Consider the following 13,951-nt stretch of genomic DNA (forward strand, 5'->3'; position numbering starts at 1 on the left):
GGATCACAAATCGCAAATTCTTCCCCCCAACGACAGCGGCCTTCTCTACACTCCAGGTAATATTCACTGGAGGCATGACATCATGGCGAACACCATCACGGCTGATGATATTCGGGAACACTTTTCGCAGGCTATGTCAGCGATGTACCAGCAGGAAGTTCCGCAGTACGGCACGCTGCTGGAACTGGTAGCGGACGTGAATCTGGCGGTACTGGAAAACAATCCGCACTTACATGAACAGCTGGCCAACGCCGATGAGCTGGCGCGGTTAAACGTCGAACGCCACGGGGCGATTCGTGTCGGGAGCGCTCAGGAGCTGTCCACCTTGCGCAGGATGTTTGCCATTATGGGCATGTATCCTGTCAGCTATTACGATCTTTCCCAGGCGGGCGTCCCGGTGCATTCTACGGCGTTTCGTCCCATTGATGACGCTGCGCTGTCGCGCAACCCGTTCCGCGTGTTTACCTCGTTGCTGCGCATGGAGCTTATCGAAAATGTCGCCCTGCGCGAACGTGCGGCTGAGATCCTCGCCCAACGTACTATTTTTACCCCACGCTGCCTGGAACTGATTGCGCAGCATGAGTCAGAAGGGCAGTTTTCTGAAACGCAGGCGCGTGAGTTTGTTCAAGAAGCACTGGAGACGTTCCGCTGGCATCGCCACGCCACCGTCGATCAAGAGACCTATCAGGCGCTGCACGATGAGCACCGTCTGATTGCCGATGTGGTCTGTTTCCCGGGATGTCATATCAACCATCTTACGCCGCGCACCCTGGATATCGACCGGGTGCAGGAGCTGATGCCGAAATATGGCATTGAGCCGAAGATTCTGATTGAGGGGCCGCCGCGTCGTGAAGTGCCGATTTTACTGCGCCAGACCAGTTTTAAAGCGCTGGAGGAGCCGGTGCTGTTTGCCGGAGAGCATAAAGGCACCCACACGGCGCGCTTTGGCGAAATCGAACAGCGCGGAGTTGCGCTCACGCCAAAAGGCCGCGAACTGTATGACCGTCTGCTGAATCAAGCCGGAACAGGCAAGGATAATTTGACGCATCAGCTGCATCTGCGGGAGGTGTTCCAGACTTTCCCGGACAGCGAAATGTTCCTGCGCCGTCAGGAGCTGGCCTATTTCCGCTATCGTCTGACGCCTGCGGGCGAAGCGCACCGACAGGCGTTTCGCCCCGGCGACGATCCCCAGCCGCTCATTGAGCGTGGCTGGGTAGTGGCGCAGCCGATTATTTATGAGGATTTTCTGCCGGTGAGTGCGGCAGGGATTTTCCAGTCCAATCTGGGGAATGAAACCCAGGCCCGCAGCCGTGGAAATTCGAGTCGTGAAGCATTTGAAGCCGCACTGGGATGCCCGGTAAACGACGAGTTTGCGCTGTATCAGCAGGCCGAAGACCGCAGTAAACGGCGTTGCGGTTTGCTCTGAAATCGCTACTCTGCTGGGGTGTGATGGAAAAAGAAGGCAAGTATGGAAAATTCCACGACCCCAGTAGTGACCACCCGCCAGGGAGCAGTAAGCGGTTTTATTGATGATGATGTGCACGTCTGGTGCGGTATTCCGTATGCCGCGCCGCCCGTTGGCGCGCTGCGCTGGCGCTCGCCGCAACCACCCGACTCCTGGGAAGGTATCCGCCCGGCCAATACGTTTTCGGCATCCAGCTGGCAAAACATCGACTACTGTCGGGAACTGGGCGGGGGCGACCCAGGGCGATTCTCGGAAGATTGTCTCTATCTCAACGTCTGGGCTCCCGCAAAACGGACCGGGCCACTTCCCGTGATGGTCTGGCTGCATGGCGGCGGATATACCATTGGCGCGGGCGGATTACCGCCTTACCAGGGGAAAGCGCTGGCACATCGCGACGTCATTGTTGTCACCATTAACTATCGTCTGGGCCATCTCGGCTTCTTCGCTCACCCGGCGCTCGCCGGTGAGGAAGCCGATGTGGTGCATAATTTTGCGCTGTACGATCAAATCGCGGCGCTTCAGTGGGTACAGGACAATATTGTTGCGTTTGGCGGCGATGCGGAGAATGTGACCTTGTTTGGCGAATCCGCTGGGGCGCGAAGCGTGCTGTCACTGCTGGCTTCGCCGCTGGCAAAAGACTTGTTTCATAAGGCGATCGTGCAGAGCGGTTACACGCTTCCTGATACCCCGCGCGAGAAGGCGCTGCAAAAAGGTGAGGCGCTGGCGGCGCATTTTGGCATTGAGAATGCGACGGCTGAACAGCTAAGGGCGATCCCCGCCGATGCGTTCTGGTCACTGACGGCTCCCCTCAATATTGCCCCGACGCCGATTGTCGGCGACTGCGTGCTGCCGGAAGCAATGCTGGATGTTTTTTTCTCGGCCCGCCAGCATCCGGTTCCGGTGATGATTGGTTCCAACAGTGACGAAGCCAGCGTGATGGCGGTGTTTGGCATCGATCTCGCCGGGCAAATTCAGAAGCTGCGTCGTGAGCGTCGGTTTGGCCTGGGGCTAATCAAGCTGCTCTATCCTGGCGTGAAGGGGGATGAAGAGCTGGGGCGGCAGGTGTGTCGTGATATGGCTTTTACGACCATGGGATTTGTGGTGATGCAGGCTCAGCAGCGGGTCGGCGAACCCTGCTGGCGCTACTGGTTTGATTACGTTGCGGAAGCGGAACACGAAACCTATCAGAATGGCGCGTGGCACGGCAACGAAGTGCCCTATGTATTTGACACGCTAGGAAAAGTTGAACCTGCCAGCCAGTATGTGAACGAGCGCGATTTGGCCTTTGCCGCGCAGGTGGCAGATTATTGGGTCAATTTTGCGCGTTTCGCGAGTAGAACCTGTGATGCGCTACACGGTCCGACGCGCTGGCCAGCCTGCCGGAAAGGGCGTGATGTGCTGTTACGCATTGGTTTGAATAAACATGCAGGATTTCGCCTGGAAAACCGCTTTATGCGCGCCAGAATGAGCCTGTTTAAACGGGTGATGAAGCATCACGTGAGCCTGGATTGAGCAGACACGCGCGAAACGCGGCCAGCCCGGCGGCTTTTGCGCGTGATTCCCGTAACACCAGCCGATAGCTGGCGCCGGTTTTCACGCTGGTATTGAAGGGGCGCGCCAGGCGCCCGGCGCGAATATCTTCTCTCACCAGCGTTTCGTCAGCAATCGCCACGCCCAGCCCCTGCATCGCGGCGGTTATCGCCAAATCCATGGTGTCGAAGTGTTGATTTCGCTGCATTGTCAGCGCGAGCTCTTCCTTCCGGGACAACCACAACGACCAGTCGGTTTTATCCCGCGTGGGGTGCAGGAATGTCAGTGACTCCAGAGGGGCGCTCATTCGTAATGGACTCATCACCGGCGTGAGCGCCTCTTCAAACAGCAGATCGCCTGCGCTGAGATGTGTTCCGAAGACGATAGCCGCATCGTAGGACTCGGTTTTGAAATTCACCGTGTGATCGGTGGTGGTGGTGAGGGCAATTTGCAGCTCAGGCTGATCGCGCTCCACTTCAAGCAGGCGTGGAACCAGCCAGCGCATGGCGCAGGTCGGGACTTTCAGACGCACCACCGTTTGCTGCGCGCGCGCCTGTTCCGCGACGGTTAGCAGGTGTTCGAAGGCGGCCTGTAGATCAGGAAGCAGGGCGCTGCCCTGAGATGAAAGCCGCAGCCCGCGCGCATGACGTTCAAAAAGAGAAAAGCCGAACCACGACTCCAGCGTGGCAATTTTACGACTAACGGCACCCTGAGTGAGACACAGCTCTTTCGCGGCGTGGGTGAGATTCAGATGACGAGCGGTGACCAGAAAGGCGTCCACAGCATTGTGCGGAAATGAACGGCGCGACATAAACACTCCAGGTATGCGTTTTTATCATGTCGTTCATAACACCTGACCTTTAGGTGCCTGTCAATCGGCGAAAAAAAACCCGCCGGGTGGCGGGTTTTTGGATTATGCGCAGAATTAGAACTGGTAAACCAGACCCAGGGCTACGATATCATCAGTAGAGATGCCAGAATCTTTGTAGAACTGATCATCTTCATCCAGCAGGTTGATTTTATAGTCAACGTAGGTGGACATATTTTTGTTAAAGTAATAGGTCGCGCCAATATCAGCGTATTTAACCAGATCTTTATCGGTGTTGCCGTTATAGCTCAGGTCCTTACCTTTAGACTGCAGGTAGGAAATCGATGGGCGCAGACCGAAATCGAACTGATACTGAGCGGTAATTTCGAAGTTCTGCGTTTTGTTCGCAATACCGCCATCATCGCTGTTACCGTAAATGGTCATATTACGGGTTTCAGAATACATGGTCGCCAGGTAAATATCGTGATCGTCATATTTCAGACCCGCAGTCCATGCTTCGGCTCTATCGCCACCAGCATAACGGCCACCACCTGAGTTAACCTGGTCGGTAGTACGGTCGGAAGAGGCATACGCAGCACCTGCGCTGAAGCCCATACCGAAATCATAGGTAGTGGACATACCATAGCCGTCGCCATTTTCATGACGAATATCGCGGCCGTTGTTGGTGCCTTCATTACCGTTGCCATCACCTTCGTTGTTACCCTGATACTGCAGAGCAAAGTTCAGGCCATCAACTGCACCGAAGAAGTTGCTGTTACGGTAGGTTGCAACGCCGTTTGCGCGGCTGGTCATGTAGACATCAGACTGTGCCCAGGTATCGCCACCAAACTCTGGCAGCATGTCGGTCCAGCCTTCTACGTCGTACAGTACGCCGTAGTTACGACCGTAGTCGAATGAACCGTAGTCACCAAATTTCAGGCCTGCGAAGCCCAGACGGGTCCAGGACTGGTTAGACGAACCTTCAGTGTTGTTCGCCTGAACGTTGTATTCCCACTGGCCAAAACCGGTCAACTGGTCGTTGATCTGCGTTTCGCCTTTGAAGCCAATACGCACGTAGCTCTGATCGCCATCCACACCAGAATCATCAGAGAAATAGTGCAGGCCATCAACTTTACCGTACAGATCCAGTTTGTTACCGTCTTTGTTATAAATCTCTGCTGCGTGAGCAGCACCGGCTGCCAGAAGCGCCGGGATAACAAGTGCCAATACTTTTCTATTCATTTTTTCATTCCTTAGAAAGGTTTTTATTATGATTTGAAATGAACTTTTGCCCATTACAAGAATCACCCGAATCCTAATATTGTTTTTAATAGGGCGGCAAACAGTATGCGCTTATAAAATGTTAAGAATTAATTCCGCCGTAACGGAATGAAACCTCAATTATATTGAGTTATGAGTTGCTATTATTTATTGATGTGAATTATTAATTGTGAATTAACAGTGCTGCAAATTTCGTCTTGTTTAATAAGTTTTCGCCAGCTTGATTTAATAATTGTGACCGCTGCATGAGTTTTTAATGGAAAAATAAAAGCTCTTTTTTTGTCAGAGTTGCGCCCGGCGAAATGGGTCAGCCATGCGTTTTCATCATGGCTACTATGACAACAATTCGGTTGTCGCCAAAGCTTCCTTCGCGTTGAATAGTTATGCAATATCCACGAGAAAGGATTGATGATGACTCTGCGTACTCCCGTGCACACCCGCTCGAAACTGCCTGACGTTGGCACGACTATCTTTACGGTGATTGGGCAGCTTTCTGCTCAACATAACGCCATCAATCTTTCTCAGGGGGCACCTAACTTCTCCTGCGATCCTAAGCTCATTGCAGGCGTAACCCGCGCCATGGAGGCGGGGCACAATCAGTATGCAGCTATGACTGGCCTACAGCCGCTGAAAGAACGCATCGTCGATAAAATTGCCACACTCTATGGCACCCGTTATGACGCCAGCAGCGAAGTGCTGATTACCGCCAGTGCCAGCGAAGGGCTGTACTCGGCCATCAGCGGCCTGGTGCATCCTGGCGACGAGGTGATCTATTTTGAGCCGTCGTTCGACAGCTACGCGCCGATTGTGCGCTTACAAGGCGCCACGCCGGTGGCGATTAAGCTGACGGTGCCCGATTTTGCCGTCGACTGGGATGAAGTCCGCGCCGCGGTGACGTCGCGCACACGCATGATCATCATCAATACCCCGCACAACCCGAGCGGTCAGGTCTTCTCGGCGAACGACCTCGAACAGCTGGCAGCGATTACCCGCCAGACGGATATCATTATTTTGTCTGATGAAGTGTACGAACACGTCGTGTTTGACGGCCAGCCGCATCACGGCATGGCAACGCACCCGCAGCTGGCGGAGCGTAGCGTGATCATTTCATCATTTGGAAAAACCTATCATGTCACCGGCTGGCGAGTAGGGTATTGTGTGGCTCCCGCTGAACTGATGGACGAAATCTGCAAAGTGCATCAATTCCTGATGTTTTCTGCCGATACCCCTATGCAGTACGCCTTTGCAGAGCATATGGCCGATCCTCAGACCTGGCTGTCGCTGTCGGCGTTCTATCAACGCAAACGCGATTTACTGCAAAATCTACTGGCGGAGTCGCCGTTCCGTTTGCTGCCGAGCGCAGGTTCGTTCTTCCTGCTGGCCGATTACAGCCACTTCAGCGACGAAAGCGACAGTGAGATGGTCAAACGGCTGATCGTTGAATCCGGTGTCGCGACCATTCCGCTGTCGGCGTTCTACACAGACGGTACAGATAACAAATTGATCCGCCTCTCTTTTGCGAAAGACGAGGCAACATTACGGGCAGGTGCGCAGGCCCTGTGTCGGGTTAAACCACGCTAAGGAGTGTTGAGATGAAATTTAACGCGTTAGTTGTCGGCATGGGATTGCTGTGTTCTTTTTCTTCCTTCGCTGCAACCGAGCTGCGCTATGGCCTGGAAGCGGAATATCCGCCGTTTGAAAGCCGTAATGCGTCGGGTGAACTGGAAGGTTTTGATATCGATCTGGGCAAAGCGATTTGCAAAGCCGCTGAGCTAAAGTGCAGCTGGGTCGAGACCTCATTTGATGCGTTGATCCCAGGGTTAATGGCGAAGAAATTCGATGCCATCAACTCGGCCATGAACATTACGGATCAGCGTCGTCAGAGCATTGATTTCACCCAGCCGATCTACCGTATTCCTTCCCAGCTGGTCGGGAAAGAAGGGAGTGGCGTCGACGCGACGCCGGAAGGTTTGAAAGGTAAAACCATCGGTGTGTTGCAGGGTTCCATTCAGGAAACCTATGCCAAAGAGCACTGGGAGAAGCACGGTGTCACCGTGGTGTCTTATAAAGATCAGAATATGGCCTGGGGTGATTTGCTGAATGGCCGTATTGATGCTTCGCTGGTGATGTCCGCGGCCGGGCAAGCAGGTTTCCTGAGTAAGCCGCAGGGGAAAGGGTTTGGCTTTATTGGCAAACCGGTGTCGGATGACACTATCCTCGGCAGCGGGATCGGTTTCGGGCTGCGCAAAGGTGACGAGGCCACCAAAAAACAGCTCGATGCGGCTATCGAAAAAGTCCGCGCTGACGGCACCATCGACCAGCTTGCGAAGAAATACTTCCCGGGTATCGATGTCAGCGTAAAATAATAATATTGCGCCTCTTCGCCTCTGATGCAGATGTCCATCAGAGGCTTTTTATTTTCGATTTATACATAACTTTACCGTCAATTCAGTCCTTTCCCCTCGACAGAAAATATTTCTCGCTTTGCTCAGAATATCGCCGCTCAACAATTGGATTTCAAACCGTTTTTGTTTAGGCTGTGCGTTCTTTCTTGCCGTCGTTTCGCTGCCCGCGAAACTCATTCACACGACCATAAGGACGTTTTCTCAGGCATGAATCGCAGACGTTTTTTACAAGGCTCGCTGGCAATGGCTGCGCTGAGCGGTACCGCTGGACTCTCATCGCTGTTTTCCCGTGCGGCATTTGCCGCGGAATCGGATATTGCCGACGGTCAGAGTCGTCGTTTTGACTTCTCTGTACTGCAATCCATGGCGCACGATCTGGCGCAAACTGCGTGGGGCGGTGCGCCGCGTCCGCTGCCCAATACGCTGGCGACCATGACGCCGCAGGCGTACAACGCCATCAAATACGACGAGAAACAGTCACTGTGGAACAATATTGAAGACCGCCAGCTCGACGTGCAGTTCTTCCATATGGGAATGGGATTCCGCCGGCGTGTACGTATGTTCTCGCTTGATTCTGCGACATCCCAGGCGCGTGAAATTCACTTCCGCCCGGAGCTGTTTAGCTACAACGATACGGATGTCGACACCCAACAGCTGCAGGGGCAGAGCGATTTAGGCTTTGCCGGTTTCCGCGCCTTTAAAGCGCCGGAGCTGGCGCGTCGCGATATCGTCTCCTTCCTGGGCGCGAGTTATTTCCGTGCCGTGGATGATACCTATCAGTACGGCTTGTCCGCACGCGGTCTGGCGATAGACACCTTTACCGATACGCCGGAAGAGTTCCCGGACTTCACCTCATTCTGGTTTGAAACCGTCAAGCCGAACGACACCACGTTTACCGTCTATGCGCTGCTCGACAGCCCAAGTATCACCGGTGCCTATAAGTTCGTGATCCACTGCGAGAAGAGCCAGGTGATCATGGAGGTGGATAACCACCTGTATGCCCGTAAAGACATCAAGCAGCTCGGCATTTCGCCGATGACCAGCATGTTCAGCTGCGGAAATAACGAGCGCCGCATGTGTGACACTATCCATCCGCAAATCCACGACTCCGATCGTCTGGCGATGTGGCGGGGCAACGGCGAGTGGATCTGTCGTCCGCTGAACAACCCGCAAAAACTGCAGTTCAACGCCTTCCAGGATAAAAACCCGAAAGGCTTTGGCCTGCTGCAGCTGGATCGCGATTTCTCCCACTACCAGGACATCATGGGCTGGTACAACAAGCGTCCGAGCCTGTGGGTTGAGCCGCGCAATCAGTGGGGCAAAGGCAGCGTCGGACTGATGGAGATCCCTACCACCGGCGAAACGCTGGATAACGTCGTCTGCTTCTGGCAGCCGGAAAAACCGGTTAAAGCTGGCGATGAGCTGGACTTCAAATACCGTCTCTACTGGAGCGCACAGCCGCCGGTTCGCTCGCCGCTGGCGAACGTCTACGCCACCCGCACCGGTATGGGCGGCTTCCCGGAAGGCTGGGCACCCGGCGAAAACTACCCGAAAGTCTGGGCGCGTCGCTTTGCTATCGACTTCGTGGGGGGCGATCTGAAAGCCGCTGCGCCGAAAGGCATCGAGCCTGTGATTACGCTCTCTAACGGCGAAGCGAAACAGGTCGAAATCCTCTACGTCGAACCGTTCGACGGCTACCGTATTTTGTTTGACTGGTACCCAACGGACGATTCCACCGATCCGGTCGAAATGCGCATGTTCCTGCGCTGTCAGGGGGATGCGATCAGTGAAACCTGGTTGTATCAGTATTTCCCACCTGCGCCTGATAAACGCAACTACGTTGACGATCGCGTGATGCGCTAACGCTGAATTCCCTCTCCCAAACCGGGAGAGGGAAAGTGAGGACCCATGACGGCTAACACCCCTGAAATCATTCCTGTTACCGACCGCATCGAACTGCGGGCCATCGACGAGCGCTATACCGCTGAGCTGCACAATCTGGTGGTCAAAAACAAAAGCTGGCTACAAACCGCCTTTGACTGGGCGCAGTATGTGGGAACGGAAGACGACACGCGCAAAAATGTGCTCAGCAATCACATGCTGCATCAGCGTGGTTACGCGAAAATGTTCCTGATTTTTCAGGATCAAACCCTGAAAGGTGTGCTGTCATTTAACTCGATTGAGCCGACGAATAAGACGGGGTATATCGGCTACTGGCTGGATAAAGGCAGCCAGGGGCAGGGTATTTTGTCAAACGCGTTGCAGGCATTTATGCGCTATTACGCTGAGCGCGGGGAAGTCCGCCGTTTCGTCATCAAATGCCGCGTGGCGAATGCGCAAAGCAACAGCGTCGCCGTGCGCAATGGTTTTGAGCTGGAAGGCTGCCTGAAAGAAGCCGAATTTTTAAACGGCGAGTTCCAGGATGTAAACAGCTACGCCAAAATCATTTGTCTATAGCGCGCCGAGCAGCGGGGTGCGGGTGATGCGCTGTTTTCCGTTGATCACCTTCTCACCGCGTAAATGGATGTTATCGCCACCGAATGCCTCAATCACCGCATCGTCGGTGATTTCAATACGATGTTCGATCAGCACATCGCCGCTGATTCTCGCCCGTCCCTGAATCACCACTTTGTCATCAATCAGAATTGGGCCACCGCGCAGCCAGGCCTGGCCGCCGATCAGCACATGATGTTTGATGATCACGTTCCCCTCGACCACGGCGTTTTCAGCCACCTGCGAACTGTAGCGTAGCGTCGGAATCGCATCGTCTTCACGGCCGGCAACCAGCCGGGCATTGCCATACACTTTTGCGCAGTCGCAGACCCAAACGTTATTCAGATCGTTGCCTTCGATGAGCGCATTCTCGAACACTTCGGCCCGATGCTCGATAAAGGCGAAATTGACCATCGCCTCCCCGTAAATCTGCGCCTGATGGACAATTCTGGACTGGCTGACGGTGGCATTGTCGTAAATTTTCAGAACCTGTTCACGATCCGGCGTCAGGCCAAGGGCTGCAATGATCGTGCTTTGATGCAAAATCCGTGCATTGCCGTAAAGATGGCAGATACCGCGCACTTCGGAAGACTGAACGGTGACGTTGTCACTTAACTGTGCGCCATGGCTGATGAGTGAACCGTCGACCCAGCTGTTATCAGCGATTTTCGCGCCGTGGCTGATCACACAATGCTGGGTGATTCGCGCGTTATCACGAATTTGCGCCTGTGCGAAAACCACGCTGTTTTCATCATATACCCAGCAGTTACCGTCATGGGACAGGGCGCTTTCATCCTCAAGCCAGCCGCCTTTTGTCCCGGCGGTAACATCGCCGAAATCTCGCGTGGCGATGATTTGCCGGAGCTTTACGGCTGCTTTTGTTTCGCCGTTCTGCCAGTGGTGGAGACGGGTTTCGTCGCTGAGTCGGTATTTTTGCATCTCATGATCTCGGCTAAGGGTCTTTACTAACCGTAGCAAACTTTACGCCTTCTGAAGTGCTGGCAACCGCGTCTGAAACCCCTTAAACTAGCATTTCAAATATAATTTATACTTTAAAATGAATGCATAAAAGACACAAATCCCAACAGGTTCTTAACTTACCGTTCGGTTACTTTGGCATGGTATTAGGGACTATTGGCATGGGTTTCGCGTGGCGCTATGCCAGCACGATCTGGCCGGTTTCCCGTTGGCCGGGAGAGGTTCTGGTGCTGCTGGCGATCCTCATCTGGTGTTTGCTGACCCTGGCAATGCTTACCCGCGCCATACGCTTCCCGCACAGTGTTCTTGCGGAGATGCGCCATCCGCTGATGAGCAGTTTTGTCAGTCTGTTTCCGGCTACCACACTGCTGGTGGCGATAGGGTTTGTCCCCTGGTGTCGACCCGTTTCGCTGGTGCTGTTTGGTATCGGCGTTGTGGTGCAACTGAGCTATGCCGCCTGGCAAAGCGCCGGTCTGTGGCGGGGAAAACACCCCGAAGAGGCCACGACGCCGGGCCTGTATCTTCCGACGGTCGCCAATAATTTCATCAGTGCGATGGCCTGCGGCGCCCTCGGTTTCCACGATGCCGGGCTGGTATTTTTGGGTGCCGGCGTTTTCTCCTGGCTGAGCCTTGAGCCGGTGATATTGCAGCGTCTGCGCAGTTCCGGCGAGCTACCGACGGCGCTGCGAACCTCTCTGGGTATTCAGTTGGCGCCTGCGCTGGTGGCCTGCAGCGCCTGGTTTAGCGTCAACGGCGGCGAGGCAGATACCTTCGCCAAAATGCTGTTTGGCTACGGGCTGTTGCAGCTGCTGTTTATGCTGCGCCTGATGCCCTGGTATCTCTCCCAGCCGTTCAACGCCTCCTTCTGGAGCTTCTCGTTCGGCGTTTCTGCGCTCGCTACCACCGGGCTGCATCTGGGGCAGAGCAGTCCATCGGGCTTTTTCCACGCCATTGCGGTACCGCTGTTTATTTTTACCAACTGCATCATTGCGCTCTTACTGGTGCGCACCTTCATTTTACTGGTGCAGGGAAAGCTTTTAGTTCGTTCAGATAAAGCCACGCTTATGCACGCTGAGGAAAAGAGATGACTCACTTTGATGAAAACTATTTTACGGAAAAATATGGCCTGACCCGCACCCACTCGGATGTGGTTTACAGCGCCGGGATCGTCAAACCCGGCAAAACCCTGGATCTGGGCTGCGGCAATGGTCGCAACAGTCTGTATCTGGCCGCGAAGGGTTATGACGTAACCGCCTGGGATAAAAACCCGATGAGCATCGATAACATCGCGCGCATCCAGGCGGAAGAAGGGATCGTCAATCTGCAGGCTTCCGTGCAGGATCTGAACAGCCTGAGCTTTGACGGTGAGTACGATTTTATTCTCTCGACCGTGGTGATGATGTTCCTGGAAGCCAAAACCATTCCAGGACTGATTGCGAACATGCAGCGCTGCACGGTGCCTGGCGGTTACAATCTGATTGTGGCGGCGATGGATACGGAAGATTATCCGTGCACCGTTGGTTTCCCTTTCGCCTTTAAAAGCGGCGAGCTGAGCCGCTACTACGAAGGCTGGGAGCTGCTGAAATATAATGAAGACGTCGGTGAATTACACCGCACCGACGTCAATGGCAACCGCATCAAACTGCGTTTCGCCACACTGCTTGCCCGTAAACCGGCCTAACGCGCCGCCAGCAGGCAGAGTTGCAGGGCCGTTTTGTAAGAGGCCTCGAACGACGACAGCGGCAAAAACTCAAACTTCGAGTGGAAGTTATGCGCGCCGGTGAAGAAGTTCGGGGTCAACAGTCCCTTCGCCGACAGGGCCGCACCGTCGGTGCCTCCGCGCATCGGCGTCGGTTTTGGCGTGATGCCGAGCGACGTCATCGCCTCAAACATCAGGTCGATAGCACGACGATCTTCCCCAATCGCATTGCTGATATTGCTGTAGGTGTCTTCAATGTGATGCTCGACGCGGGCAGTAGGGTGTTGCGCGGCGATTTTACCGGCAACGTCAGCGATCTGCTGTTTGCGCGCGGTAAAACTCGCTGTGTCGAAATCACGGATACTGGCTTTTAGTACCGCCTCGTTTTGTCCGGCCTGAATGCCGTTAAACCAGATATACCCCTCGCGGCCCTCGGTGCATTCCGGCGTCTGCTGACGGTCGAAGTGGCTGATGTAGTCCATCGCCATCAGTAGCGGGTTCACCAGCACGCCTTTCGCCGACATGGGGTGGGCGGTTACGCCGGTAAAGCGGATTTCTGCCGCTGCCGCGTTAAAGTTCTCGTAAACAATCTCGCCAATTTCGCAGCAGTCGATGGTCCAGGCAAAATCAACGTCGAAACGTTTTAGATCAAGCGCTTTCGCCCCGCATAAGCCAATCTCTTCATCGGGCACAAACGCCACCACGATATCGCCGTGCTGATCATCTGCCGTCAGGTTTTCCAGAACTGTCATTACCACTGTTACTGCGGCTTTATTATCTGCGCCTAATACGCTGGTTCCGTCGCTGAAAATAATCTCTTCGCCAGGATAAGCCAGTATTTCTGGATGCTCATTCACCCGTAACCAGATCTGTTTCTCTTTATTCAGACAGAGGTCTTCTCCTGTAAAAGTTAATATTTGCGGATGAATATCCGGTGATAATCCCACGTCTACCGTATCAATATGGGTAATAAAACCAATGCGCGGAGCGCCGCTGACATTGCCTTTTTTGACGGCGGTCACCGTGGCAAATTCGTCGATCACGATGTCGCTCAACCCCAGTGATTTCAGCTCTTCTGCCAGCACCCGCGCCATCTCGTGCTGGCCCGGTGTGGAAGGGAGGGTTGCGCTTTTCGGATCGCTCTGGCTGGTGATAGCCAGGTAGCGATAAAAGCGTTGGGTTAATTGACTGGAAAGCGAATTCGTCATAGTGATTCTCTCTTTATTTGTATTATCAGGTGTTTGCATTGTCACTTTAATGGTATTTATGCAGTGGCAAAAGAATTAATTAGC

Annotated in this window: 12 protein-coding genes; 8 read left to right on the top strand and 4 right to left on the bottom strand. The window is 54.2% G+C overall.

The window, feature by feature from the left end; genetic code table 11:
- Positions 1-82 precede the first annotated feature (82 nt).
- Complete coding sequence (locus ACB496_RS10080) at positions 83-1,426, top strand: VOC family protein (RefSeq protein WP_314523507.1); 1,344 nt, start codon at positions 83-85, stop codon at positions 1,424-1,426.
- Between the two features lie 42 nt (positions 1,427-1,468).
- Positions 1,469-2,977: a carboxylesterase/lipase family protein gene (locus ACB496_RS10085; RefSeq protein ID WP_371975098.1), complete on the top strand. Its 1,509-nt coding sequence runs from the start codon at positions 1,469-1,471 to the stop codon at positions 2,975-2,977.
- Here ACB496_RS10085 and ACB496_RS10090 read toward each other — a convergent pair.
- Positions 2,940-3,806 carry a LysR substrate-binding domain-containing protein gene (locus tag ACB496_RS10090; protein WP_371975099.1) on the bottom strand — a complete coding sequence of 289 codons (867 nt, stop codon included), beginning with the start codon at positions 3,804-3,806 and terminating at the stop codon, positions 2,940-2,942. The two genes, ACB496_RS10085 and ACB496_RS10090, sit on opposite strands and share 38 nt — an antisense overlap.
- 114 nt (positions 3,807-3,920) lie before the next feature.
- Positions 3,921-5,045: a porin OmpC gene (gene ompC, locus ACB496_RS10095; RefSeq protein ID WP_312069071.1), complete on the bottom strand. Its 1,125-nt coding sequence runs from the start codon at positions 5,043-5,045 to the stop codon at positions 3,921-3,923.
- 450 nt (positions 5,046-5,495) lie between these two features.
- On the opposite strand from ompC, the gene ACB496_RS10100 reads away from it, so the two are divergent.
- The 4 genes from ACB496_RS10100 (at position 5,496) to rimL (ending at position 9,946) form a co-directional block, all read left to right on the top strand.
- Positions 5,496-6,665: a pyridoxal phosphate-dependent aminotransferase gene (locus ACB496_RS10100; RefSeq protein WP_107703600.1), complete on the top strand. Its 1,170-nt coding sequence runs from the start codon at positions 5,496-5,498 to the stop codon at positions 6,663-6,665.
- Between the two features lie 11 nt (positions 6,666-6,676).
- On the top strand, positions 6,677-7,450 hold the full coding sequence (locus tag ACB496_RS10105; RefSeq protein WP_100780209.1) for an ABC transporter substrate-binding protein: 774 nt from the start codon (positions 6,677-6,679) through the stop codon (positions 7,448-7,450).
- 246 nt (positions 7,451-7,696) lie between these two features.
- Entirely contained in the window at positions 7,697-9,352 is a 1,656-nt protein-coding gene (locus ACB496_RS10110) for a glucan biosynthesis protein D (protein WP_102103689.1), read from the top strand.
- 45 nt (positions 9,353-9,397) lie between these two features.
- Positions 9,398-9,946, top strand: a complete 549-nt coding sequence (rimL, locus tag ACB496_RS10115; RefSeq protein ID WP_371975100.1) for a 50S ribosomal protein L7/L12-serine acetyltransferase — start codon at positions 9,398-9,400, stop codon at positions 9,944-9,946.
- On the opposite strand, the gene ydcK is transcribed toward rimL, so the two are convergent.
- Entirely contained in the window at positions 9,941-10,921 is a 981-nt protein-coding gene (gene ydcK / locus ACB496_RS10120; RefSeq protein WP_371975101.1) for a YdcK family protein, read from the bottom strand. The two genes, rimL and ydcK, sit on opposite strands and share 6 nt — an antisense overlap.
- A 122-nt stretch (positions 10,922-11,043) precedes the next feature.
- On the opposite strand from ydcK, the gene tehA reads away from it, so the two are divergent.
- Together tehA and tehB are read left to right on the top strand one after the other, a co-directional pair.
- On the top strand, positions 11,044-12,048 hold the full coding sequence (gene tehA, locus ACB496_RS10125) for a dicarboxylate transporter/tellurite-resistance protein TehA (protein WP_371975102.1): 1,005 nt from the start codon (positions 11,044-11,046) through the stop codon (positions 12,046-12,048).
- Positions 12,045-12,641 (top strand): tellurite resistance methyltransferase TehB, encoded by a 597-nt coding sequence (gene tehB / locus ACB496_RS10130; protein WP_371975103.1) that lies wholly within the window; start codon positions 12,045-12,047, stop codon positions 12,639-12,641. Before tehA ends, tehB begins: the two co-directional genes overlap by 4 nt.
- Here tehB and pepT read toward each other — a convergent pair.
- Positions 12,638-13,867 (bottom strand): peptidase T, encoded by a 1,230-nt coding sequence (gene pepT, locus ACB496_RS10135; protein ID WP_371975104.1) that lies wholly within the window; start codon positions 13,865-13,867, stop codon positions 12,638-12,640. The two genes, tehB and pepT, sit on opposite strands and share 4 nt — an antisense overlap.
- Positions 13,868-13,951: the final 84 nt, after the last annotated feature.

This window comes from Lelliottia nimipressuralis (assembly GCF_041464075.1).
Lineage (GTDB): Bacteria > Pseudomonadota > Gammaproteobacteria > Enterobacterales > Enterobacteriaceae > Enterobacter > Enterobacter nimipressuralis.